Source organism: Roseovarius sp. ZX-A-9 (genome assembly GCF_028369135.1).
GTDB lineage: Bacteria > Pseudomonadota > Alphaproteobacteria > Rhodobacterales > Rhodobacteraceae > Roseovarius.
The window spans coordinates 185,038-208,130 of sequence record NZ_JAPWHW010000003.1; the positions used below are offsets into that span (position 1 = coordinate 185,038).

The 23,093-nt window shown below is 62.4% G+C and carries 22 protein-coding genes; 19 read left to right on the top strand and 3 right to left on the bottom strand.

The features are described from left to right. Positions 1-782: 782 nt before the first annotated feature. The 10 genes from sucC (at position 783) to lpdA (ending at position 11,819) form a co-directional block, all read left to right on the top strand. Positions 783-1,976, top strand: coding sequence for an ADP-forming succinate--CoA ligase subunit beta (gene sucC / locus O3306_RS04680; protein WP_272003993.1), 1,194 nt, complete (start codon positions 783-785; stop codon positions 1,974-1,976). Positions 1,977-2,039: 63 nt separating this feature from the next. Beyond that, positions 2,040-2,585, top strand: coding sequence for a hypothetical protein (locus O3306_RS04685; RefSeq protein WP_272003996.1), 546 nt, complete (start codon positions 2,040-2,042; stop codon positions 2,583-2,585). A 98-nt stretch (positions 2,586-2,683) separates the two neighbouring features. Then, on the top strand, positions 2,684-3,106 hold the full coding sequence (locus O3306_RS04690) for a hypothetical protein (protein ID WP_272003998.1): 423 nt from the start codon (positions 2,684-2,686) through the stop codon (positions 3,104-3,106). A 60-nt stretch (positions 3,107-3,166) separates the two neighbouring features. Next, entirely contained in the window at positions 3,167-4,048 is an 882-nt protein-coding gene (gene sucD, locus O3306_RS04695; RefSeq protein ID WP_272004001.1) for a succinate--CoA ligase subunit alpha, read from the top strand. After that, a complete protein-coding gene (locus O3306_RS04700; RefSeq protein WP_272004004.1) occupies positions 4,048-4,707 on the top strand; it encodes a hypothetical protein in 660 nt (219 codons plus the stop codon). The genes sucD and O3306_RS04700 overlap by 1 nt, the downstream gene beginning before the upstream one ends. Positions 4,708-4,738: 31 nt before the next feature. After that, positions 4,739-5,191 carry a DUF805 domain-containing protein gene (locus tag O3306_RS04705; protein WP_272004007.1) on the top strand — a complete coding sequence of 151 codons (453 nt, stop codon included), beginning with the start codon at positions 4,739-4,741 and terminating at the stop codon, positions 5,189-5,191. A 66-nt stretch (positions 5,192-5,257) separates the two neighbouring features. Continuing rightward, complete coding sequence (locus O3306_RS04710; RefSeq protein ID WP_272004009.1) at positions 5,258-8,218, top strand: 2-oxoglutarate dehydrogenase E1 component; 2,961 nt, start codon at positions 5,258-5,260, stop codon at positions 8,216-8,218. A gap of 3 nt (positions 8,219-8,221) precedes the next feature. Then, complete coding sequence (gene odhB / locus O3306_RS04715; protein WP_272004012.1) at positions 8,222-9,760, top strand: 2-oxoglutarate dehydrogenase complex dihydrolipoyllysine-residue succinyltransferase; 1,539 nt, start codon at positions 8,222-8,224, stop codon at positions 9,758-9,760. Between the two features lie 104 nt (positions 9,761-9,864). Further along, positions 9,865-10,254 (top strand): MAPEG family protein, encoded by a 390-nt coding sequence (locus O3306_RS04720; protein ID WP_272004014.1) that lies wholly within the window; start codon positions 9,865-9,867, stop codon positions 10,252-10,254. Positions 10,255-10,430: 176 nt separating this feature from the next. Next, positions 10,431-11,819, top strand: coding sequence for a dihydrolipoyl dehydrogenase (gene lpdA / locus O3306_RS04725; protein WP_272004016.1), 1,389 nt, complete (start codon positions 10,431-10,433; stop codon positions 11,817-11,819). Positions 11,820-12,068: 249 nt separating this feature from the next. On the opposite strand, the gene O3306_RS04730 is transcribed toward lpdA, so the two are convergent. From O3306_RS04730 to O3306_RS04740, 3 genes are read right to left on the bottom strand one after another with little or no spacing between them, the layout of a single operon-like run. Next, complete coding sequence (locus tag O3306_RS04730) at positions 12,069-12,812, bottom strand: lysophospholipid acyltransferase family protein (protein WP_272004019.1); 744 nt, start codon at positions 12,810-12,812, stop codon at positions 12,069-12,071. Then, positions 12,809-13,714, bottom strand: coding sequence for a cell division protein FtsX (locus tag O3306_RS04735; RefSeq protein WP_272004022.1), 906 nt, complete (start codon positions 13,712-13,714; stop codon positions 12,809-12,811). The genes O3306_RS04730 and O3306_RS04735 overlap by 4 nt, the downstream gene beginning before the upstream one ends. Next, positions 13,711-14,388 carry a cell division ATP-binding protein FtsE gene (locus O3306_RS04740; RefSeq protein ID WP_272004024.1) on the bottom strand — a complete coding sequence of 226 codons (678 nt, stop codon included), beginning with the start codon at positions 14,386-14,388 and terminating at the stop codon, positions 13,711-13,713. Before O3306_RS04740 ends, O3306_RS04735 begins: the two co-directional genes overlap by 4 nt. Before the next feature lie 182 nt (positions 14,389-14,570). Between O3306_RS04740 and O3306_RS04745 the strand changes: the two genes are divergently transcribed. From O3306_RS04745 to O3306_RS04785, 9 genes are all read left to right on the top strand, one after another. Further along, positions 14,571-15,515, top strand: coding sequence for a zinc-ribbon domain-containing protein (locus O3306_RS04745; protein ID WP_272004027.1), 945 nt, complete (start codon positions 14,571-14,573; stop codon positions 15,513-15,515). A gap of 32 nt (positions 15,516-15,547) precedes the next feature. Further along, positions 15,548-16,444 (top strand): DMT family transporter, encoded by an 897-nt coding sequence (locus O3306_RS04750; protein ID WP_272004030.1) that lies wholly within the window; start codon positions 15,548-15,550, stop codon positions 16,442-16,444. 171 nt (positions 16,445-16,615) lie between these two features. Then, positions 16,616-17,689: a phenylalanine--tRNA ligase subunit alpha gene (gene pheS, locus O3306_RS04755; RefSeq protein ID WP_272004178.1), complete on the top strand. Its 1,074-nt coding sequence runs from the start codon at positions 16,616-16,618 to the stop codon at positions 17,687-17,689. Continuing rightward, a complete protein-coding gene (locus O3306_RS04760; protein ID WP_272004032.1) occupies positions 17,686-18,108 on the top strand; it encodes a hypothetical protein in 423 nt (140 codons plus the stop codon). Before pheS ends, O3306_RS04760 begins: the two co-directional genes overlap by 4 nt. A 346-nt stretch (positions 18,109-18,454) precedes the next feature. Next, complete coding sequence (gene pheT / locus O3306_RS04765) at positions 18,455-20,854, top strand: phenylalanine--tRNA ligase subunit beta (RefSeq protein ID WP_272004034.1); 2,400 nt, start codon at positions 18,455-18,457, stop codon at positions 20,852-20,854. After that, the gene (locus tag O3306_RS04770; RefSeq protein ID WP_272004036.1) at positions 20,763-21,296 is read left to right on the top strand and encodes a GNAT family N-acetyltransferase; all 534 of its coding nucleotides are present in this window, start codon (positions 20,763-20,765) and stop codon (positions 21,294-21,296) included. Before pheT ends, O3306_RS04770 begins: the two co-directional genes overlap by 92 nt. Positions 21,297-21,356: 60 nt before the next feature. Next, a complete protein-coding gene (locus tag O3306_RS04775) occupies positions 21,357-21,803 on the top strand; it encodes a YtoQ family protein (protein WP_272004038.1) in 447 nt (148 codons plus the stop codon). Positions 21,804-21,864: 61 nt separating this feature from the next. Then, a complete protein-coding gene (locus tag O3306_RS04780) occupies positions 21,865-22,125 on the top strand; it encodes a hypothetical protein (protein WP_272004041.1) in 261 nt (86 codons plus the stop codon). Positions 22,126-22,677: 552 nt separating this feature from the next. Continuing rightward, positions 22,678-23,082 carry a VPLPA-CTERM sorting domain-containing protein gene (locus O3306_RS04785; RefSeq protein WP_272004044.1) on the top strand — a complete coding sequence of 135 codons (405 nt, stop codon included), beginning with the start codon at positions 22,678-22,680 and terminating at the stop codon, positions 23,080-23,082. Positions 23,083-23,093: the final 11 nt, after the last annotated feature.

Genomic DNA, 23,093 nt, shown 5'->3' on the forward strand with positions numbered 1-23,093 from the left:
TTTGGCTCATTCAGGCAAGGAAACCAGCTTTCAATCTAAAATCGAACCATCCATCGAGCATGGAAAATTCGGTCTAAGCGTCGAGCCACCTGAATGGATTTTCCTGAAATCCAGACATCTGCGAGTGTCTAGCAGGGATCGTCAGACCAAATGTTCCAGCTCTGTCGTTGCGGGGTCGTCACCAAATGCAAGGTTGGCTTTGTCCGCAGAGCGGGCCTACCCAATACGCGGCCTCACCCAATTTTGATGGTGCAAAATGATACCGCTCACGGGAAGTTCGAACTTCCCGCCAGTTTATTTCTTGGATCTACGGGTTTTGCCCGAATTCGGACGTAAATACAAAAACCTGCCAGCTATTTGGCCGACAGGTTTCAGAGGCCTATGTCCTGCAAAACGGAATGGCTCCGGGGTTCTTCGGGGCCTTTTTTGGATCGGCCACGGGGCCGCGCCCCGGAAAACTCGGCCTCGCCATGCTTCGGACATGGCGCCCCCGCCGTGGCTGATCCTGTCGTGGTCGATGGCCCGACCGATACGCACGCGCAAAAAGCCGCCGCAGGGCACACATCTCCGTGACGGATCACATCCCCCGACCGCCCCGATTTTACGAGATGATTCTGCGGCACCGCCCATCGCGTCAGAATTTGTGATCACACGATTTACCCGTGTGATCACAAATGCGTGGAATTGACCCAAATTGAGCAAAACTAGCAGAAAGCCGTTTAAACTCTGGCCAACCTTGTGGGTATAATGCCCGCAACCAAAGCAACACGGGGACTGCCCAAATGAACATCCACGAGTATCAGGCCAAATCGCTCCTGCGGTCTTACGGCGCACCAGTCTCTGACGGTCGCGTCGTGCTGCGCGCCGAAGAGGCCAAGACCGCAGCAGGCGAGATGGACGGCCCGCTCTGGGTGGTCAAGGCGCAGATCCACGCAGGCGGCCGCGGCAAAGGCAAGTTCAAGGAAGCAGCCGCAGGCGAGGCAGGCGGTGTACGTCTGGCCAAATCGGTCGAAGAGGCTGCCGAAGAAGCCAAGAAAATGCTGGGCCGCACGCTTGTGACCAAACAGACCGGCCCGGCGGGCAAGCAGGTCAACCGCATCTATATCGAAGACGGCTCGGGCATCGAGACCGAGATGTATCTGGCCCTGCTGGTGGACCGCCAGACCAGCCGCGTCAGCTTTGTCTGCTCGACCGAGGGCGGCATGGACATCGAGGAAGTGGCCGAAAAGACGCCCGACAAAATCCTCAGCTTCAGCGTCGACCCCGCGACCGGCTATCAGCCATTCCACGGTCGCCGCATCGCCTTCAACCTCGGCCTTCAGGGCGCGCAGGTCAAACAATGCGTCAAGTTGATGGGCACGCTCTACAAGCTGTTCTTGGAAAAAGACATGGAGATGCTGGAGATCAACCCGCTGATCGTGACCGACAAGGGCGATCTGAAATGCCTCGATGCCAAGATGGGCTTTGATTCAAACGCGGTTTACCGCCACGCCGACATCGCCGAACTGCGCGACACGACCGAAGAAGACCCCAAAGAGCTGGAAGCGTCGAAATACGATCTGAACTATATCGCGCTCGACGGTGAAATCGGCTGCATGGTCAACGGTGCGGGTCTGGCGATGGCCACGATGGACATCATCAAGCTCTACGGCGCGGAACCCGCCAACTTCCTCGACGTCGGCGGCGGCGCCACCAAGGAGAAGGTGACCGAGGCGTTCAAGATCATCACCTCTGATCCACAGGTCAAAGGCATCCTCGTCAACATCTTCGGCGGCATCATGCGCTGTGACGTGATCGCCGAGGGCGTGGTCGCGGCTGTGAAAGAGGTCGGGCTGCAAGTGCCGCTGGTGGTGCGTCTCGAAGGGACCAACGTCGAGAAGGGCAAGGAGATCATCCAGAATTCCGGCCTCAACGTGATCGCGGCGGATGACCTCAAGGACGGGGCCGAGAAGATCGTGAAGGCGGTTAAGGGATGAGCACCGCAGGGTGGGCATCCTGCCCACTCCCTCGCCAAGGTTTCGAGTACAGGTGAGCAAATCATGTTCCGATATCTTTCTCTCGCATTATCCACGCTCCTTGTCGCGCCGTTGCCGGCAGAGGCGCAGGATCTTGAAGAGCTGCCCTACGTGATGCTTCTTGAGGAACTCACAAACCAGCTACGCGCTGAAGATCCGGCACTGCGGGTGCAAGGCGGGCTTGCCGCCTGCCTGGGCACCTTCGAGGCACCAACCGAGCCCGACCAGACCGCGAGCGTCTTCGAGTTCATGGAGTGGAACGCGGGCGGCACCTATGGCGGCTTGGTCGAATTTGACTATCTGGATTCCATGGCAACTGTCGCTGATGACGGCGCTTTTTGCGAAATCTCCGACATGACCCTTTCGCAAACCGAAGCGGCCGAGGTCGTATTCTCGACCTTTGCCGAGATGGGCGCAAAGCCATGGCCCCAAAGCCAGACCGAAGCGGGCTGCACGGCCTTCACCTCGCCTGCGGGCCGTGTGATCGTGATCACGAGCGCGGGGCAGGATCCGATCTGCGGCGATACCCCCGACAGCGCGATCCGCGTCTGGAATCAGGAGGCTCAGTAAATGCGGCAAACCGATCCCTTCAACGCGGCCCCGACCGGTGCCTTTCCGGCACGCCGCACGCGAACGGCCTTCCGGCCGACCAACGAAGGGAAAACCCTATGAAACATGTCGCGACCAGGGCTGGTACCATTGCGCTGCTGGCGTTTGGTCTCTCTGGTTGCGGCTGGTACCGCACCGATCTGCCGGTGCGCACCACGCCGCAGACCGAACCGCATGTGACCTACGCCACCTCCGGTGCCACGCCCCGGCGGATGACGGCGGGCACGCCTGACGCGGCAACTTTGGCCCGCGCGATCTGCGGTGCGCCCAGCGCCGCGACGGCAGAACAGGCCGCCATCGCATCGGGCCGCTTCCATCCACCCGCCACCACGAACCCCGATGCCAATGGCGCACATAGCACACTCTTCAACGACGGGGCCGGCACCGCCGTGATGATCACCACCGCGCCGGATGGCTACCAATGCACCTGGTCTGACAACTCGGGCACATCGACATGGCAGGGTGGCGCGCCCGCCACCTGATCCGACGCCACGCAATTGATTAAAAAGGGGCCGCAAGGCCCGCAAGGAGACAGAAACAAGATGGCAGTCCTCATAGACGAAACCACCCGCGTGATTTGCCAGGGCCTCACCGGCTCTCAGGGCACGTTCCACACCGAACAGGCCATCGCCTATGGCACGAAGATGGTCGGCGGCGTGACACCCGGCAAGGGCGGTCAGACGCACCTTGACCTGCCGGTCTTCAACTCGGTGCACGAGGCGCGGCATGCGACTCAGGCCAACGCGAGCGTGATCTACGTCCCGCCCCCCTTTGCAGCCGACTCGATCCTCGAAGCGATTGATGCCGAAATGGAAGTCATCATCTGCATCACCGAAGGTATCCCGGTGCTCGACATGATGCGCGTCAAACGCGCGCTCGAAGGCTCCAAGAGCCGCCTTGTCGGCCCCAACTGCCCCGGTGTGATCACACCGGACGCCTGCAAGATCGGCATCATGCCCGGCCACATCCACAAGCGCGGCTCTTGCGGCGTTCTCAGCCGCTCGGGCACGCTGACCTACGAGGCGGTCAAGCAGACCACCGATCTGGGTCTGGGCCAGTCCACCGCCGTGGGCATCGGCGGCGACCCGATCAAGGGAACCGAACATATCGACGTGCTGGAATGGTTCCTGGCCGATGACGAAACGCAATCGATCATCATGATCGGCGAAATCGGCGGCTCGGCCGAGGAAGAAGCGGCACAGTTCCTGATCGACGAGAAGAAGAAAGGCCGCTGGAAGCCCACCGCAGGCTTCATCGCAGGGCGCACCGCCCCTCCGGGCCGCCGCATGGGCCACGCCGGCGCGATCGTCGCGGGCGGCAAAGGCGGCGCCGAGGACAAGATCGAAGCAATGCGCGCCGCCGGCATCGTTGTCGCCGACAGCCCCGCCGGTCTGGGCGAGGCCGTGATGAAGGCCATCGGTTGATGCGGGCGGTTGGACATCTCGGTCGGGCATCTGCCCGGCATCTGCGCGGTGGCGTGCGGCTGGCGGTGCTCGCCTGCCTGCTCGCCACCCCGCTGCACGCTGGCTCCATGGCCCGCGTGGCCGAGATATGCAGCGATCCGATGACCACCGGCCCGCAGAAAGCCGTCGTTCTGGCGGCCGATGGCTGGGCACGGCAGGACAAAAGCAGCCTGCCTGCCGTCACTGCCATCGCCAATGCCCATATCGCCAGCTTCACCACCGGCATGCCCGACTGGGAAAGCCGCTATCGCGCGATCCCGCAACTGGCCGGCAATTTCATCCAGATGATCGACGACGGCTCTGTCGTTCTCTGGATCAAGGACAACGCCTATCTTGTCGTCTCGGTCCAGCAGACACCTGAAGGTGGCGAACATCTGGGCTGCTATTTTGCCGCGCCCGCAGACCCCGGAACGCTCGACATCATGGCGCGCTACGGCCCCCCCGAGGAAGTGCCGGACCAGCGCCTGACCATCACCCGCTTTGACGAGACAGCGATGGTGATGGACCCGGAACGCAGCTACCGGATGTTCAGTATTTTCAGCCGCCACTACAGCTACCCCGAATTCACCCATCCCGACGGCTACCGTCTGGAACGTATCGAACAGCCGCAGCTGGAATAGCGCCGCGCCACCATAGAAAGGATGTATCGACATGACCCTGACCGACGCCGTCAAAACCTGCCTGACCAAGAAATACGCGACGTTCACGGGGCGAGCCTGCCGGTCCGAATACTGGTGGTTCGTTCTGGCCTACGTGATCGTCGGCATCGTGATATCCCTTCTGGGCAACATTCTCAGCCTGCTTTACTTCGTGGCGCTGATCGTGCCTGCCCTGGCGGTCGGTTTCCGGCGCCTGCAGGACACCGGGCGCCCCGGCTGGTACATCCTGATCCCCACCGCGACCGGCCTCTTGTTGCGGCTTCTGACACCGACCCCCCCGATGATGGCAGACGGTCACATGACCGAAATGCCGGACATGGGCAGCATGGGCCTGCTGGCCCTGCTGAGCCTGGTACAACTGGCTCTGGCGGTGATCTTCATCTGGTGGCTCACCCGCCCGTCACAACCCGAAACCAACGCCTATGGTCCGCCGCCCGCCGCCTAGCTGCACGGCCAGACATATCAACCCCATGCTACTTACTGAGGGGCGCGCCCCGCACGAGGTAAACCAATGACCGACCATTCTCCCAATGACCAGTTCCACGCCTCCAGCTTCATGCAGGGGCACAACGCCGAATATCTCGAACAGCTCTATGCGCGTTACGCCAACGATCCCAACGCGGTTGACGAGGCCTGGCAGGCGTTCTTTTCGCAGCTCGGCGATTCCGAAGTCGAGGTCAAGAAAGAGGCCAGCGGCCCGTCCTGGGCGCGGCCCGACTGGCCGCCCGTCCCCAACGATGATCTGACTTCGGCCCTGACCGGCGAATGGCCCGACGAGCCCGCCCCGCGCGAGGTCGGCCAGAAGATCTCCGCCAAGGCCAAAGCTGAGGGCGTCGAGATCAGCGACGAGGTGATCCAGCGCGCCGTGCTCGATTCCGTGCGCGCGCTGATGCTGATCCGCGCCTACCGCATCCGTGGCCACCTGATCGCCGATCTCGACCCGCTCGGCCTGCGCGATCAACCCTACCGGCCGGAGCTCGACCCGAAATCCTACGGCTTCACCGAAACCGACATGGATCGCCCGATCTTCATCGACAATGTTCTGGGCCTTCAGATCGCATCCGTGCGCGAGATCCTCGACATCGTGCGCCGCACCTATTGCGGCACCTTCGCGCTGCAATACATGCATATTTCCAACCCTGACGAGGCCAACTGGCTCAAGGAGCGGATCGAAGGCTACGGCAAGGAAATCTCCTTCACCCGCGAGGGCCGGAAGGCGATCCTGAAAAAGATGGTCGAGGCCGAGGGGCTCGAGAAATACCTGCACGTCAAATACATGGGCACCAAGCGCTTCGGCCTTGATGGCGGCGAGAGCCTGATCCCCGCGATGGAGCAGATCATCAAGCGCGGCGGCCAGCTCGGGGTGCAGGACATCATCATCGGCATGCCGCATCGCGGCCGCCTGTCAGTGCTGGCCAACGTGATGGGCAAACCCTATCGCGCCATCTTCAACGAATTTCAGGGCGGCAGCTTCAAACCCGAGGACGTAGATGGCTCTGGCGATGTGAAATACCATCTCGGCGCGTCGTCAGACCGCGAGTTCGACGGCAACAAGGTCCATCTCAGCCTCACCGCCAACCCCAGCCACCTCGAAGCCGTGAACCCGGTGGTTCTGGGCAAGGCACGCGCCAAGCAGGACCAGCTGAACGATACCGACCGGACCAAGGTGCTGCCGGTGCTGCTGCACGGCGATGCGGCCTTTGCCGGACAGGGCGTCGTGGCCGAATGCTTTGGCCTATCCGGGCTCAAGGGGCACAGGACCGGCGGCACGATGCATATCGTGGTGAACAACCAGATCGGCTTTACCACAGCACCGCATTTCTCGCGCTCCTCGCCTTATCCCACGGATATCGCGCTGATGGTCGAGGCCCCCATCTTCCACGTCAACGGCGATGATCCCGAGGCCGTCGTGCATGCCGCGCGCGTCGCCACCGAGTTCCGCCAGAAGTTCCACAAGGATGTCGTGCTCGACATCATCTGCTACCGCCGGTTTGGCCATAACGAGGGCGACGAGCCCATGTTCACCAACCCGATCATGTACAAGAAGATCAAGAAGCAGAAGACGACGCTCAGCCTCTATACCGAGACTCTGGTCAAGGACGGGCTGATGCCCGAGGGCGAAATCGAGGACATGAAAGCCGCCTTCCAGGCCTATCTGGCCGACGAATTCGAGGCCGGGACCAACTACAAGCCGAACAAGGCCGACTGGCTCGACGGCAAATGGGCCCATCTCGACCGACACGACGACAATTACCAGCGCGGCCCGACAGCGATCAGCGAAGAGACCTACAACGATCTTGGCCGCGCCCTCACCACTGCGCCCGCTGACTTTCCGCTGCACAAAACAGTGCAGCGCCTGCTCGACGCCAAGGCCAAGATGTTCGAGACCGGCACCGGGTTCGACTGGGCCACGGCCGAGGCCCTGGCCTTCGGCTCACTGCTGACCGAAGGCTTTCCCGTACGTCTGTCCGGACAGGACAGCGCCCGCGGCACCTTCAGCCAGCGGCATTCGGCCCTGATCAATCAGGACACCGAAGAACGCTATTACCCGCTGAACAACATCCGCAAGGGGCAGGCGCGCTACGAAGTGATCGATTCGATGCTCAGCGAATATGCAGTGCTGGGCTTCGAATACGGCTACTCTCTGGCCGAGCCTAACGCACTTACCCTGTGGGAGGCGCAATTTGGCGATTTCGCCAACGGCGCGCAGATCATGTTCGATCAGTTCATCTCGTCGGGCGAGAGCAAATGGTTGCGCATGTCCGGCCTCGTCTGCCTGCTGCCGCATGGCTACGAGGGCCAGGGCCCCGAACACTCCTCGGCCCGTCTGGAACGGTTCCTGACCATGTGCGGACAGGACAACTGGATCGTCGCCAACTGCACGACCCCGGCCAACTACTTCCACATCCTGCGCCGCCAGTTGCACCGCACCTTCCGCAAGCCGCTGATCCTGATGACGCCCAAATCGCTCTTGCGCCACAAGCTCGCGGTGTCCAAGGCCGAGGAATTCATCACCGGGTCAAGCTTCCACCGCGTGTTGTGGGACGATGCGCAATATGGCAACTCCGAAACCGAACTGGCGCCCGACGACAAGATCAAGCGCGTCGTCATGTGCTCGGGCAAGGTCTATTTCGACCTGCTCGAAGAGCGCGACGCCCGCGGGATCGACGATGTCTACCTCATGCGGTTCGAACAGTTCTATCCCTTCCCGGCGCAATCCGCGGTGAAGGAACTGGAGCGGTTCAAGAACGCCGAAATGGTCTGGTGCCAGGAAGAGCCGAAAAACCAGGGCGCATGGTCGTTCATCGAACCGAACATCGAATGGGTTCTCCAGCGCATCGGCGCCCGGATCACCCGCCCCGAATATGCCGGCCGTCCGGCCGCCGCCTCGCCCGCCACGGGCCTGGCGTCTCAGCACAAAGCACAACAATCCGCGCTGGTCGACGCAGCGCTGACGATCGAAGGGAAATAAACCATGACCACCGAAGTCCGCGTGCCCACCTTGGGCGAATCCGTGACCGAAGCCACCGTTGCCACCTGGTTCAAGAAACCCGGTGATGCGGTGCAGGTCGATGAAATGCTCTGCGAACTGGAAACCGACAAGGTCACGGTAGAAGTGCCCGCCCCCGCCGCCGGCACAATGGGCGAGATCGTCGCCGCCGAAGGCGACACCGTCGGCGTCAACGCCCTGCTTGCCACGATCGAGGCAGGCGCCGGCGCCCAGACCAGCGCCAAAGCAGACGCTCCTGCCAAAGCCGCCAAAGAGAGTTCAAACGACAGCAGCGGCGGCAACGTCGATGTGATGGTCCCCACCTTGGGCGAGAGCGTGACCGAGGCGACCGTCAGCACCTGGTTCAAGAAGGTCGGCGACAACGTCAGCCAGGACGAAATGCTGTGCGAGCTGGAAACCGACAAGGTCTCGGTCGAAGTGCCCGCCCCCGCCGCCGGCACCCTGACCGAGATCCTCGCGCAGGAAGGCGAGACCGTGCAGGCCAACGGCAAGCTGGCGGTGCTCTCGGGCGCGGCCGACGGTGCGGTGGAACCCGCCCAACGCCCCGCAGCCGAAACCGCCTCTTCGGGCGATGCCAAAACCGCTGAACCCCGCAAGGGCGAGGATGCACCATCAGCCAAGAAGGCGATGGCCGAGGCCGGGCTCAACCCCGATCAGGTCAAGGGCACCGGCAGGGATGGCCGCGTCATGAAAGACGATGTCGCCCGCGCCGTTGCCGCCGGAGCCACGGCCTCGGCTGCCACGACAGCCGCACCTGCCGCCCCCGCTGCAACCCCGCGCGCCCCCGTCCCCGCCGAGGACGCCGCACGCGAGGAACGGGTCAAGATGACGCGCCTGCGCCAGACCATCGCGCGCCGCCTCAAGGACAGCCAGAACACCGCCGCCATGCTGACCACCTATAACGAGGTGGACATGACCGCGGTGATGGAACTGCGTAACGAGTACAAGGAAGAGTTCGTCAAGAAACACGGCGTGAAACTGGGCTTCATGTCCTTCTTCACCAAGGCCTGCTGCCACGCCCTGCGCGAGGTGCCAGAGGTCAATGCCGAGATCGACGGCACCGATATCGTCTACAAGAACTTCGTGCATATGGGCATCGCGGCGGGCACGCCCACGGGCCTCGTTGTGCCGGTGATCCGCGACGCAGACTCGATGAGCTTTGCCACGATCGAAAAGGCCATCGCCGAAAAAGGTGCCCGCGCCCGTGATGGCAAGCTGAGCATGGCCGAAATGCAGGGCGGCACCTTCACCATCTCCAATGGCGGCGTCTACGGCTCGCTGATGTCCTCACCGATCCTGAACCCGCCACAATCGGGTATCCTTGGCATGCACAAGATCCAGGACCGCCCGATGGCCATCAACGGCGAAGTCGTCATCCGCCCGATGATGTATCTGGCCCTGTCCTACGATCACCGCATCGTGGACGGTAAAGGCGCGGTCACGTTCCTCGTCCGCGTCAAGGAAGCGCTGGAAGACCCGCGCCGATTGCTGATGGATTTGTGATCGCTGCCGGGCTGAAGCCCGGCCTGCACGCACCGGTAGGGCGGGCGTCAGCCCGCCTTGCTCGACCGCGGACCTGAAATCCGGTGCCATCGAAAGTGAAGAAAATGACCCCCGAGCTCACAATCCTCACCCTCGCCGCCCTGCTTCAGGTGCTCCAGTTCGCGGCCTACTCGGTCACCGCCAACCGTCAGGTCGGCACCAAAACCGCGCTCGGCCCCCGCGACACGCCGGTACAACTCACCGGCACGGCGGGTCGGCTGCAACGGGCGATGACCAACCATTTCGAGGGGCTGATCCTCTTCACCATCGCCTGCACCGTGATCACCCTCAGCGATCAGTCCACGCCCTTCACCACGGCCTGCGCCTGGGTCTACCTGATCGCCCGCCTGCTCTACGTCCCCGCCTACGCCTTCGGCCTCTCGCCGTGGCGCTCCTTCATCTGGCTCATCGGTTTCGGCGCCACCGCGCTGATGCTGCTTGCGGCCCTTCTCTAAACGCTTCTTCGTTGCAAAAATTTTCATCTCTACCCGCAGCCAGAAGCGCTCCCGCCTGCCCCCCGGTTGACCCCGGTGGCAAATCGGGGTCAGCTTGGCTAAAGCAGACCCCACTGACGCAATACTGATGCAATACCGACGTGATACCGACGTCCAAAATCCAGAGGATTTCCAAAATGGCTTCCTATGACGTGATCATCATCGGCGCTGGCCCCGGTGGCTATGTTGCCGCCATCCGCTGCGCGCAATTGGGGCTCAAGACCGCCTGCGTCGAGGGCCGCGAAACGCTGGGCGGCACCTGCCTCAACGTCGGCTGTATCCCGTCCAAGGCGCTTCTGCACGCCACCCACATGCTGCACGAGGCCGAGCATAATTTCGCCACCATGGGGCTCAAGGGCAAAAGCCCTTCGGTCGACTGGAAACAGATGCTGTCCTACAAGGACGACGTTGTCGGCCAGAACACCAAGGGCATAGAATTTCTGTTCAAAAAGAACAAGATAGACTGGCTCAAGGGCTGGGGTTCGATCCCCGAAGCGGGCAAGGTCAAGGTGGGCGACGAGGTCCACGAGGCGAAAAACATCATCATCGCCACAGGGTCAGAGCCCAGCAGCCTGCCCGGCGTCGAGGTCGACGAAAAGGTCGTCATCACCTCCACCGGCGCGCTGGAATTGGGCAAGGTGCCAAAGAAGATGGTGGTCATCGGCGCGGGCGTGATCGGCCTGGAAATGGGCAGCGTCTATGCGCGCCTCGGCACCGAGGTGACCGTGGTCGAGTTTCTCGATGCCATCACCCCCGGCATGGATCCCGAAGTGCAGCGCACCTTCCAACGTATGCTGAAAAAACAAGGGCTTAAATTCATCATGGGCGCCGCGGTGCAAAAGACCGAAGCGACCAAGACCAAGGCCAAGGTGCATTACAAGCTGCGCAAGGATGACAGCGAACATGTGCTGGATGCCGATGTCGTGCTGGTCGCCACCGGTCGCAAACCCTACACCGACGGGCTTGGCCTCAAGGAGTTGGGAATCGAGCCGAGCAAGCGCGGCCAGATCCCCGTGGATGAGCACTGGCAAACCTCCGTCAAGGGCATCTACGCCATCGGCGACGCCATCGAAGGCCCGATGCTGGCCCACAAGGCCGAGGACGAAGGCATGGCCTGCGCTGAGGTTCTGGCAGGCAAACATGGCCATGTGAATTACGGCGTCATCCCCGGCGTGATCTACACCCATCCCGAGGTCGCCAGCGTCGGCAAGACCGAAGCCGAACTGAAGGACGAGGGCCGCGCCTACAAGGTGGGCAAGTTTAGCTTCATGGGGAATGCGCGGGCCAAGGCGGTCTTTGCCGGTGACGGATTCGTCAAACTGTTGGCCGACAAGGAAACCGACCGCATCTTGGGCTGCCACATCATCGGCCCCGGCGCCGGCGATCTGATCCACGAGGTCTGCGTCGCAATGGAATTTGGCGCCTCTGCCGAAGATCTGGCAATGACCTGCCACGCCCATCCGACCTACTCTGAGGCGGTGCGCGAGGCGGCACTGGCCTGCGGCGATGGGCCGATCCACGCCTGATTTAGCCATAGGGTTCCGGGTTGGCTTCACCTTCTGAACCGCCTGAAATTCGCGACACAGCCCCGCCGGCAACGCCGGCGGGGCTTTTCGTTTCAGGTACCGCACCCGCGATCCCGCAAACCAGTGACGGCTCTGTCCTTCGCAGGACGCCCATCTTCATCTGAAGTGAATGGCTCAGGTTCAAGGCGAAGCGACCAAAGCTCTCCGTGTTCGGCAGGCCCTGGGCCCGCTCCAACGCCGCGAGAGCGGTCACGCCTGCGTCTTGTCCACCTGAAATCCGGCCTCGTCCAGCAGCGCGTCCGAGGCCGCTTCGACCTCTCTCTCAAGCCGCTCCATCAAGGTCGCTTTGTCGAGCCCTGCGGGAATGCGCGGCAGGAACTCGACCACAGCCAGACCCGGCTTGCGATAGAACCCGCGGCGCGGCCAGAAGACACCGACATTGGTGGCGGCAGGCACACAATCCTGCCCCAGCTCCTGATAAAGCACGCTGGTGCCAACCTTGTAGGGGGCCTTGACGCCGGGCGCGATGCGCGTGCCCTGGCTATAGATGATCAACTGGCCCGGCAACTGCGTGCCGCGCGCCACGTCGCCAACCATCTTCTTGATCGCCAAGCTTCGCTTGCCGCGATCGACCGGCACGCAGCCGATCCTGAGCGCGTACTGCCCAAGGATCGGCGCATACATCAACTCGCGTTTCATGATGAATTTGCCCGCAGGTACGGCTGCGAAAATCATGATTATGTCTAGAAAGGACTGATGCTTGGCTGCAATCAGCACCTCATCCTGGGGCACCGGGCCACGCACCTCTGTCCGTAATCCCACCATCCAGCGCGCGCTCCAGCAAACCCATTTGCAGAAGGTCTTGCAGGCGATCAGCGCACCACGGCGGCTGAACGCCGCCCAAGGAAAGAAGACGATGCCAAGGATCAGCATCATCGCGTACATCTGCACCACGAAGACCAGCGACCGTAGCCATTGGACCGCGTAGGTCACGACATCTCTCCCAATGTGCGGCGCGCGGCAGCGCGCGTGGCGAGAAAGGCCACCAGCGCGGCCAGCAACGGTATCAGCAGCGGCCATAACCAGTGCCAGCCCTGGAAACCCAATCCGGTCAGGAACCCGCCGCCCACTTCTGCGCGCGGCAATGCGGCCACCGCGAGCGTTCCCAGCACCATGCCTATAGATGCGCCCATCAGGCCGCGCAGGGTAAAGCGCCGGACAAAGGCCTGCGCGATATAGCCGTCGCGCGCGCCCACAAGGCGCAGAACGCCGATTACCTGCGCATTGGCGGCCAGCGCCGCACCGGCCGCCAGCGTGATCATCGCCGCCATCGCCCCGCCGATCAGCACCAGAGATACCCAACCCAACAGCCGCAACCGCGAGGCCGCACGCACCAGCGGCTCCCGCCAGCGGGTATGATCGTCCAGTACCGCGCCGGGCACTTCGGCGGCCAACCGAAGGCGCAGCCCCGCCGCATCAAATCCGCTGCCCTCCTCGATCACTTCGATCAGCTGCGGGATCGGGAGTGTCTCGACCGGCAAATCAGGGCCGAACCACGGCTCCAACAGGGCACGTTGTTCAGCATTGGACAGGGCGCGGGCCGACGCGACGCCGGCTGTCGTCTCCAGTACCCGCAGCGCGGCATCGGTCTGGGCTGCCATCTGCCCTTCGGGAGCCGAAATCCGCAAGGTCGAACTGCGCGCCAGCTCATCCCCCCACCGATCCGCCAACCGCGATGTCGCCAGCGACAGCGCCAGCGCGAAAACCGCCAGAAATGCCATCGCAGCCGAGGAAAATAGCGTCAACCAAGCGGTAAAGCCCGTCGGCGGCACGACCCGGTCGGCCTGCGCATCGCCCCACAGAATACTGCGCAAGAGATCGATATTCAGCCTCACAGGTCCGCCCCCGCCAGTTGCAGCCGCCGATTCGAGATGCGCAGCACGCGCGCCTGAACATGCGGCTTGGCGGCACGGATCAGCGCCAGATCGTGGGTGGCGATCATGATCGTCTTGCCCATGCGGTTCAACTCAACCAGCAGCCGCATCAGGCGCTGCGACATCTCCCAGTCGACATTGCCGGTGGGCTCGTCCGCCAACACCACATCCGGCGACATGATGACAGCCCGCGCCAGCGCCGCACGCTGCCGCTCGCCACCGGACAGTTCCGGCGGCAGGGCATCCGCACGCGCGGTCAGACCAACCCAGCCGGTCAATTCGTTCAGATTGTCCATTTCACTATCGTCGGCGCGCCCCGACACCGTGAGCGGCAGCGCGATATTTTCCGCCACGCTGAGATGATTGAGAAACTGGCAGTCCTGATGCACCACCCCGATGCGCCGCCGCGCCATCGCGATATCGTCGCGCTCCATCGCGCGCACATCCGTGTCAAACAGCCGCACGTAACCCGAAGTGGGAATGAGCGCGGCATAGCACAGCTTCAGCAGCGTGGTCTTGCCCGATCCGGACGGCCCGGTGAGAAAATGAAATGACCCCGGCTGCAGTTTGAGCGAGATGTCACTCAATAACTCGGCACCGCCATAGCTGTACGCTACATTTTCCAGCTCGATCACGGCTGCCCCTTTTTCCGCTTCGCCTCTTAAATGCCTCACCGGGCGCGCGCATGCAATCGGCGGGGCACAAATCCTTTACTCTTTTCCGCCCGCGTTTTTCGTCCTATGGTACCGATCAAGGTCACGGTCGCCTGCGTGCGTCCGACGAAGATGGCCATACCAGTGCTCAATGGGGTGATCGAATGAGGCTCACTTGCCCGAATTGCGGGGCGCAATACGAAATCCCAGACGATGTGCTCCCTGAATCCGGTCGGGATGTGCAATGTTCCAATTGTGGTGACACCTGGTATCAGCATCACCCCAACCATCCCGTCGAGGATGACGAAGCCAACGATCGGTTCGCCGTCGAAGTCGGCTATGACGCCGACCGCAAGAAGGCGGAGCAGACCGCCGATGACACTGCCCCCGATAGCACCGATACCGACGCCACGGATACTGATGCTCAGGATGCCGATGCCGAGGATGCTGAAGGCGCGGATACCGAAGGCGCGGACACCCCAGCCACGGATACCGAAGGCAAGGATATCGATCCTGCGTCAGAAGCCCCCCAGCGTCGGCGGCTGGATCCCGAGGTGGCCAATGTTCTGCGCGAAGAAGCAGAGCGCGAGGCACAGGTCAGGGCACGCGAATCCGGCAGCTTGGAATCCCAGCCCGATCTCGGCCTCGACACTGGCGACGAAGGCAGCGACCGGCGTAGCCGCGAAGCGCGCGAACGCATGGCCCGTCTGCGCGGCCAGCCAGAGACAGAGGCAACACCGGATATCGACCCGTCCTCACGTCGCGGATTGCTTCCCGACATCGAGGAAATCAACTCTTCTCTGCGTAGCAGCGACGAGGAAGCCGAAAGTTCCGCCGCCGAGGACATGTACCCCGTGGCGCCCGGCGAAAATACTGGCGGTGGATTCCGGCGCGGGTTCATCCTGATCATCGCGATCGCCGCGGTCCTGACCCTGCTCTATGTCTTTGCCCCGCAGATCAGCCGCGCGGTGCCGGCACTCGCCGACGTGATGGGCGAATACGTGCAGGGCGTGAACAGTGGGCGAGCCTGGCTTGACGATCAGATCGCGGCGCTGATGCGCTGGCTTGACGGCATGGCCTCTTCCGCGCCGGACGGCGACGCAAGCTGACCCCGCCCTCGTAACTCTGAAACGATCCCCCCATGAACAGACCACTCGCCGGACAGACCCTTGCCCCGGTCATGATGACCTTTTTTGCCGCGATCATTTGGGGGCTGTGGTGGATTCCGATCCGCTATCTCGAAGGACTGGGGCTGTCTGGAGGGCAAATTGCGATTGCGGGAAATTTAGGCGCGTTGGTCGCGATCCTGCTTTTCCTACTGGTCACAAGGCAAATGCCACGCCTGAGCCGCCGCGCGCTTTGCGGGGCGCTGCTGGTTGGTTTGGCTGTGGCCTGCTATGCCATCGCGCTCGTGCTGACGGACGTGATGCGCGCGGTATTGCTGTTCTACCTTGCGCCCGCCTGGAGCAAGATCATCGAATGGGCGTTTCTCGGTCAACGCTGGCGGCACACATCAAGCCTCACGCTGGCCTTGTCGCTTGGCGGCGCGTTCATGGTCCTGGGCGGCGATGTGTCGCTGTCGCAGGTGGGCCCAGGAGACTTTCTGGCGATTATCTCGGGCGTGGCCTGGGCAATCGGCGCGGCTCTGATCTTCACCGAAGGTGCCGCGCGTGCTTCGTCGACAACGCTGGTGACCATGATTTCAGCCACTTTGGTCGCTTCAGCCTACACGCTGATGGTTGACGAGCCCCTGCCGGGCGCCGATGCACTGCCGGCCCTCGGCCTTGGCCTCGCGATGGGGGCGCTCTTTATCCTGCCGGTGATGGCCCTGACGATGTGGAGCGCGCAGCGCCTGTCGCCTGCGCTGCTCAGCTTTCTCTTTACCCTCGAAATCCTGGCGGGCGTTGTGTCGAGCGCAATACTGCTGGATGAGGCATTTGGCCAAATCCAATTGCTGGGGGCCAGCATGATCGTTGGAGCGGCGCTGGTCGAGGTGGTGATGGCGCTGCGCGCCCGACCCGCCCGCGTGGTGCCCTGAACCGGCGCAATGTGCCCCGCGGACACGCCCGCCCCAACGCAAGCCTGCGCGAAATTCATACCTTCGGGCCACACCGCCTGAAGTGCCGCATCTGCCTCAATCCTGCGCCGAGGCTTGCACGGAGACGCCCAGCGCGCTAACCCGCAGTCAGGAATGACGATAGGTGCCCCGATGGATGATCTGCGCGACAAATACATTGACCTGATTGCCAATGCTGGCAGCGAATCCGCACTGGAGGATCTGCGCGTGCAGGCCATCGGCAAGAAGGGTGAAATCAGCCTTCAGATGCGCGAGTTGGGCCGCATGACGCCGGAAGAGCGGCAGGTCGCCGGGCCAAGGCTGAACGCGCTCAAGGACGAGATCGCCAGCGCGCTGGCCGCCAAGAAAGAGGCGCTGGCCAATCACGCACTGGACGAGCGGCTGCGCAGTGAATGGCTCGATGTGACGCTGCCCGTGCGCCCGCGCCGTCAGGGCACGATCCATCCGGTCAGCCAGGTGACCGAAGAAGTGACCGCAATCTTTGCCGACATGGGCTTTGCCGTGGCCGAAGGCCCGCAGATCGAGAGCGACTGGTACAATTTTGACGCACTTAACATCCCCGGCCACCACCCCGCGCGGGCCGAGATGGACACGTTCTATACCCATCGCGCCGAGGGGGACGAGCGCCCGCCGCATGTCCTGCGCACCCATACCAGCCCGGTGCAGATCCGCACCATGCAGGAACAGGGCGCACCTATCCGCATCATCGCGCCGGGCCGCGTTTACCGCGCCGATTACGACATGACCCACACGCCGATGTTCCACCAGATCGAGGGGCTGGCCATCGACAAGGACATTTCGATGGCAAACCTCAAGTGGGTGCTGGAGGAATTCGTCAAGGCATTCTTTGAAGTGGACGATGTCGAGCTGCGTTTCCGCGCGTCGCATTTTCCGTTCACGGAACCCTCTGCCGAGGTCGATATCCGCTGCTCTTGGGAGGGTGGCACCCTGAAGGTCGGGACCGGCGACGACTGGCTCGAAATCCTCGGGTCGGGCATGGTGCACCCGCATGTGCTGCGCGCGGGCAACGTGGACCCGGACGAATGGCAGGGCTTTGCCTTTGGCATGGGGATCGACCGGATCGCGATGCTGAAATACGGGATTCCGGATTTGCGGGCATTCTTTGATTCTGACCTGCGCTGGCTGCGGCATTACGGGTTCGCCGCGCTGGATGTACCGACGCTGCGGGGTGGGTTGAGCCGGTGAGATGGCTCAACAAAATACTTGGGAAAGCAGAGCTGCTGCCTTGTATTGAGTTGGCTCATACCCGTGGCTACACACATGCGATTGTCGGCGAAGCCAGCTACCAAGACAACATCGAAAAAATTGTTGGCGGGAAAGGCCAGTATTCAGCAAAGTACGAATGCATGGCTACGCTTGAATGCGAGAACAACAATCCACACGATGAAAATGCTGTCGCAGTTAAAATTGGGAAGAGGTTGGTTGGGTATCTCGCGCGCGAAGACGCCGCGAGTTATCGTAGTGAACTTCAGAGTATAGATGCCAGTCTGCCACTAGCACAAGTCCGCGCCAAAATCGTTGGCGGTTGGAGAGATGCCGAAAGCGAAGGTCATTTCGGGGTCAAGTTGAACCTCAAACGCCCTTTGCAGAAGGCTAAAAATTAGAGATTCCATGGAATTCACTCTCTCCTGTCTCTAGGGCCATCTCAACACCACCGCCGCCGCCGCCGAAAAAAATCACTTCTTCGCTGCCCCAAACCGGACGTGCGACTGCCCGTGGGGTGGCGCTGCTCCGGTTGTGAGATGCACTTTATGCCAGCCAAGCACCTCCGACATCCGAGTGATGCATAACCCATCCAAAGCGCCAGCCCGCCCGAACGGGCTAGGCGCTCGTCCGGCGGCTTCGCCTTTATTCCGGACGAAGGCCCGCAGCGACAGCCTCAACCCTTCCCCCCCGGCGCTCTATCCGTTAGATGCAGGACAACCCATAATGACCTGCGGATGACGGCACATGAAATTCACGCTTTCCTGGCTCAAAGACCATCTCGACACCACCGCCACTGTGGACGAGATCACCTATGCCCTTACCGATCTGGGCCTTGAGGTCGAAGGGGTGGCGGACCCCGCCGCGCGGTTGGCCGACTTTACCCTTGGCAAGGTGATCCACGCCGAACAACACCCGGATGCCGACCGCCTGCGTGTCTGTCAGGTCGAAACCGACGCGGGCCAGTTGCAGATCATCTGCGGTGCGCCCAACGCGCGGGAAGGCATCACGGCCGTGATTGCCAAGCCCGGCACCTATGTGCCCGGCATCGACACCACCATCGGCGTTGGCAAGATCCGCGGCATCGAGAGCTACGGCATGATGTGCTCGGAACGCGAGATGGAACTGAGCGAGGAGCATGACGGCATCATCGAACTGCCCTCTGGCGAAGTGGGCGAGCGGTTCATCGACTGGCTGGCGCGCAACGACCCGGCAAAGGTCGACCCGGTGATCGAGATCGCCATCACCCCCAACCGCCCCGATGCACTGGGTGTGCGCGGCATCGCCCGCGATCTGGCCGCCCGTGGGCTGGGCCGGATGAAACCCGCCCCCGAGGCAGAGGTCAAAGGCCAGTTCCCCTGCCCCATCGGCGTGACCATTGACGACGACACTCGCGAAAACGGCTGCGAGGTCTTTGCCGGGCGGCTCATACGCGGCGTGCAAAACGGCCCTTCCCCCGACTGGCTGCAATCGCGGCTGCGTGCCATCGGCCTGCGCCCGATCTCGGCGCTGGTGGATGTGACGAACTTCTTCACCTTTGACCGCAACCGCCCGCTGCACGTCTTTGACGCGGGCAAGGTTGCCGGCGATCTGCGCATTCACCGCACCAAGGGCGGCGAGACCCTGATGGGGCTGGATGAAAAGGAATACAGCTTCGATCCCGGCATGGTCGTGATCTCGGACGATAACGGCGTTCAGAGCATCGCGGGCATCATGGGCGGGCTGCAGACCGGCTGCACCCATGACACGACTGATGTGTTTCTGGAGGCTGCGTATTGGGACACCGTTCAGATCGCCACCACCGGCCGTGCGCTCAAAATCAATTCGGACGCCCGGTATCGCAATGAGCGCGGCATCGACCCTGCGTTCAACATGGAGGCGATCGAACTGGCGACGCAGATGATCCTTGATCTTTGCGGCGGCGAGGCCTCCAACGTGGTGGTCGCGGGCAAGGTTCCCGATGTCTCTCGCGCGTTCAAACTGGTGCCGGCGCGCGTGCAATCGCTCGTTGGCATGGACATCCCCGAAAGCGAACAGCGCCAGACGCTGACCGCGCTCGGCTTCCGGCTCGAAGGGAACATGGCGCATGTGCCGTCCTGGCGCCCGGACGTGCACGGCGAGGCCGATCTGGTCGAAGAGGTGGCGCGCGTCGCATCCCTTACCAAGCTGAAGGGCCGTCCGCTGCCCCGCGCGCAGACGGGCGTGCCGAAGCCGGTGCTGTCGATCCCGCAGCGGCGCGAGCAGATCGCGCGGCGCACGGCGGCGGCGCTGGGCTACAATGAATGCGTGACCTACAGCTTTATCGACCACGCCAGCGCCGCGCTGTTTGGCGGTGGCGACGATGCCACGATGCTGGCCAACCCGATCAGCAGTGACATGAGCCACATGCGCCCCGCGCTGCTGCCCGGTCTGCTGCAGGCGGCGGCCCGCAATCAGGCGCGCGGCCAGATGGACATGGCGCTGTTCGAGGCAGGCCATGCGTTTCATGGTGGCGAGCCGGGCGAACAGCACATGCAGGTCGCGGGTATTCTGGTCGGGCGAACCGGCCCGAAGGATGTACACGGCACCTCTCGCGCCGTCGATCTCTATGATGCCAAGGCCGATGTCGAGGCGCTGCTTGCGGCCATCGGTGCCCCGGCCAAGGTGCAGATCCTGCGCGGCGCGCCCGAGTGGTGGCATCCGGGCCGTCACGGCATGATCTGCCTCGGCCCGAAAAAGGTGCTTGGCGTTTTCGGCGAGCTGCACCCGCGCGTTCTGCGCGCGCTGGATGTCAAAGGCCCCGCCGTCGGCTTTACGATCTGGCCCGCCGAAGTGCCGCTGCCGCGCAACGCCACCGCCAATCGCGGTGCGCTGACCAGCAGCGACCTGCAGGCCGTCGAACGCGATTTCGCCTTTGTCGTCAATGCGGATGTCGAGGCGCTGACGCTGGTCAACGCCGCCGCCGGTGCTGACAAGGCGCTGATCAGCGATGTGCGCGTCTTTGACGAATTTATCGGCGGCAGCCTTGGTGAGGGCAAGAAATCCCTCGCCGTGACCGTGCGCCTGCAACCGACCGATGCCACGCTCAAAGACACTGACATCGAAGCTGTCTCGGCCAAGATCATCGAAAAGGTTGCCAAGGCGACCGGCGGCACGCTGCGTGGCTAAATCCGCGGCCGGCGCGTCCCTGCGCGCCGCCGTGCCCGCCGATGCGGCGGCGCTGACCGAGGTGATCCGCGCCGCCTACGCGCCTTATCGGGCGCAGGGATTGGCGCTGCCCCCTGTCGACGTCGGTATTGCCGATGAAATTTCAGCCTATTCGGCAAATGTGGCCGAGCTGAATGGCCGGGTGGTAGGGGGTGTCATCTACTCGCTCCAGGCGGCCAAAGCACACTTGATGAACCTCGCCGTTGATCCGGATGCCTCAAGCCGCGGGATTGGCCGCGCATTGATCAGCGCCGCAGTGGACGCCGCCCGCATTGCGGGGCATTCTGAAATCCATCTCGGAACGCACAAGGACATGACCGAAACTCAGGCGTTCTATCGGAGTCTGGGCTGGCGGCTCTCAGGTCAAGAAGGTAACAAGGTCACGATGTTTCTACCCCTTTGACAGGTAGAAATCAGACTGAAAGTTGGTGCAACGCACGCGCCACCCAGAAGGAGATACAAAATGCTCAGCGTCTATCTGTCCGGCGAAATCCACACCGACTGGCGTGATGAAATCGCCCGAGGTGCCGAAGGGCTCAGCGTCGTGTTCTCCGCGCCGGTGACCGACCACGGCGCGAGCGATGATTGTGGCGTGGCTATCCTCGGGGCCGAGGACAACAAATACTGGCACGATCACAAGGGCGCCATGATCAACGCGATCCGCACCCGCAAGGGGATCGAAGAGGCCGATGTGGTCGTGGTCCGTTTCGGCGACAAGTACAAGCAGTGGAACGCAGCGTTTGATGCGGGCTACGCAGCCGCCCTGGGCAAATCCCTGATCATCCTGCAACCGCCGGAGCATGACCACGCGCTGAAAGAAGTGGATGCCGCAGCACTCGCCGTGGCCCGGACCCCCGATCAGGTGGTGGCGATCCTGCGCTATGTGCTCGAAGGCACGCTGCCCGACTGATCTGCCGCCCATCACCAACACCCCGTCTGCCCATCTGGCCGCAGCGGGCCATTCCGACAGGATGAACCAGGCCAGCAGCGCGGCAAACGGCGCCTCGGCGGCGCTGCGCCTTACCTATCTCTCGCTGGCCGGGGATTGTACGGTTCGTACGGTCAAACTGCCGGTTCTGACCCACCATGTCGAGGTCGCGGCACCCGCGGGCTGGTGGTGCCCCAGCCGACCTCTACTCAATATGCGGCGAATTTCCGTTCAGAGGTCAATGCAACACATGCAGCGCTTTGCACGAGTGGCCGTTTTCAGTGCCCAGATCAGGAACCTGTAAAGCAAACCAAATTGTGACAAGGGCTCTTGGCACGAGAACACCTGTCTATTTCTGGCAGCCCCGCCACTTCGTCATGCCGAGGCGCTGACGCCGTATATTCCAGGCCTGTGTGCTGACATGCATTTTGTCATGCACCTGCTGGCGAAAGTCCGAAGAATACATGTGATTCAAAGCTCACGGCTCAGCTAAATTGAAGCACCCTTGATTTGATCATCCCATTAATGCAAGCTTATGCATCGCCGGTGGTCCGCTTTGGGGCTGCCGTTTTTTAACGATTTTTCTGGGGGAAAATACGCAATGAATTTACTTAGGCTTTTTGCCGTGGCAGGTGTTTGCGCGGGATTGGGGGCTGGTGCCTCTGCCGCTACAATCGGCGGGATTGATTTTCCCGATGGCCCGATATCATTCGCCGACTCCGTCGTAAGTTACAATCCGGGAGGCGGATTCCCTGGCACTGGGGGCTGTCAAGATACCAGCGAGGCTGTTGGTATTCCCAACTTCACTGGTGGGGACTGTGACGGGTACGTCTCACTGGGTCAGGGCGGGTCCATAGTGCTGCAGTTTACCGATAACGCGCTTACGACATCGGGCGACAGTAGCGCCGACCTTCACGTATTCGAAATTGGCGACGCCGTTGAGGCCATGCTCATCTCAATATCGACAAACACAGTTGACTGGATCGACCTGGGAAGACTCTCTGGTCAGCCGACGAGCATCGACATCGACGGGGTGACAGGTGTCGTAAGCGGCGCAGCCTACAGCTATGTCCGGATTATTGACGATCCCAATTCGGGGCCAAGTGGCGGCGTCTATTCAGGGGCTGACATCGACGCCGTTGGTGCCATCTCGTCCACTGCTCCCGTTACTCCTGTGCCACTACCGGCCACTGGTCTGATGCTTGTTGGAGCATTAGGTGCGCTCGCCTCTGCGAAGCGCCGCAAGCGTAAGCAAAGCTGAAACCAGCTCGG

Excerpts from the sequence above, each read along its gene's own strand:
- sucC (WP_272003993.1), top strand. The coding sequence starts at position 783 with ATGAACATCCACGAGTATCAGGCCAAATCGCTCCTGCGGTCTTACGGC.
- O3306_RS04685 (WP_272003996.1), top strand. The coding sequence starts at position 2,040 with ATGTTCCGATATCTTTCTCTCGCATTATCCACGCTCCTTGTCGCGCCG.
- O3306_RS04690 (WP_272003998.1), top strand. The coding sequence starts at position 2,684 with ATGAAACATGTCGCGACCAGGGCTGGTACCATTGCGCTGCTGGCGTTT.
- sucD (WP_272004001.1), top strand. The coding sequence starts at position 3,167 with ATGGCAGTCCTCATAGACGAAACCACCCGCGTGATTTGCCAGGGCCTC.
- O3306_RS04700 (WP_272004004.1), top strand. The coding sequence starts at position 4,048 with ATGCGGGCGGTTGGACATCTCGGTCGGGCATCTGCCCGGCATCTGCGC.
- O3306_RS04705 (WP_272004007.1), top strand. The coding sequence starts at position 4,739 with ATGACCCTGACCGACGCCGTCAAAACCTGCCTGACCAAGAAATACGCG.
- O3306_RS04710 (WP_272004009.1), top strand. The coding sequence starts at position 5,258 with ATGACCGACCATTCTCCCAATGACCAGTTCCACGCCTCCAGCTTCATG.
- odhB (WP_272004012.1), top strand. The coding sequence starts at position 8,222 with ATGACCACCGAAGTCCGCGTGCCCACCTTGGGCGAATCCGTGACCGAA.
- O3306_RS04720 (WP_272004014.1), top strand. The coding sequence starts at position 9,865 with ATGACCCCCGAGCTCACAATCCTCACCCTCGCCGCCCTGCTTCAGGTG.
- lpdA (WP_272004016.1), top strand. The coding sequence starts at position 10,431 with ATGGCTTCCTATGACGTGATCATCATCGGCGCTGGCCCCGGTGGCTAT.
- O3306_RS04745 (WP_272004027.1), top strand. The coding sequence starts at position 14,571 with ATGAGGCTCACTTGCCCGAATTGCGGGGCGCAATACGAAATCCCAGAC.
- O3306_RS04750 (WP_272004030.1), top strand. The coding sequence starts at position 15,548 with ATGAACAGACCACTCGCCGGACAGACCCTTGCCCCGGTCATGATGACC.
- pheS (WP_272004178.1), top strand. The coding sequence starts at position 16,616 with ATGGATGATCTGCGCGACAAATACATTGACCTGATTGCCAATGCTGGC.
- pheT (WP_272004034.1), top strand. The coding sequence starts at position 18,455 with ATGAAATTCACGCTTTCCTGGCTCAAAGACCATCTCGACACCACCGCC.
- O3306_RS04770 (WP_272004036.1), top strand. The coding sequence starts at position 20,763 with ATGCCACGCTCAAAGACACTGACATCGAAGCTGTCTCGGCCAAGATCA.
- O3306_RS04775 (WP_272004038.1), top strand. The coding sequence starts at position 21,357 with ATGCTCAGCGTCTATCTGTCCGGCGAAATCCACACCGACTGGCGTGAT.
- O3306_RS04780 (WP_272004041.1), top strand. The coding sequence starts at position 21,865 with ATGAACCAGGCCAGCAGCGCGGCAAACGGCGCCTCGGCGGCGCTGCGC.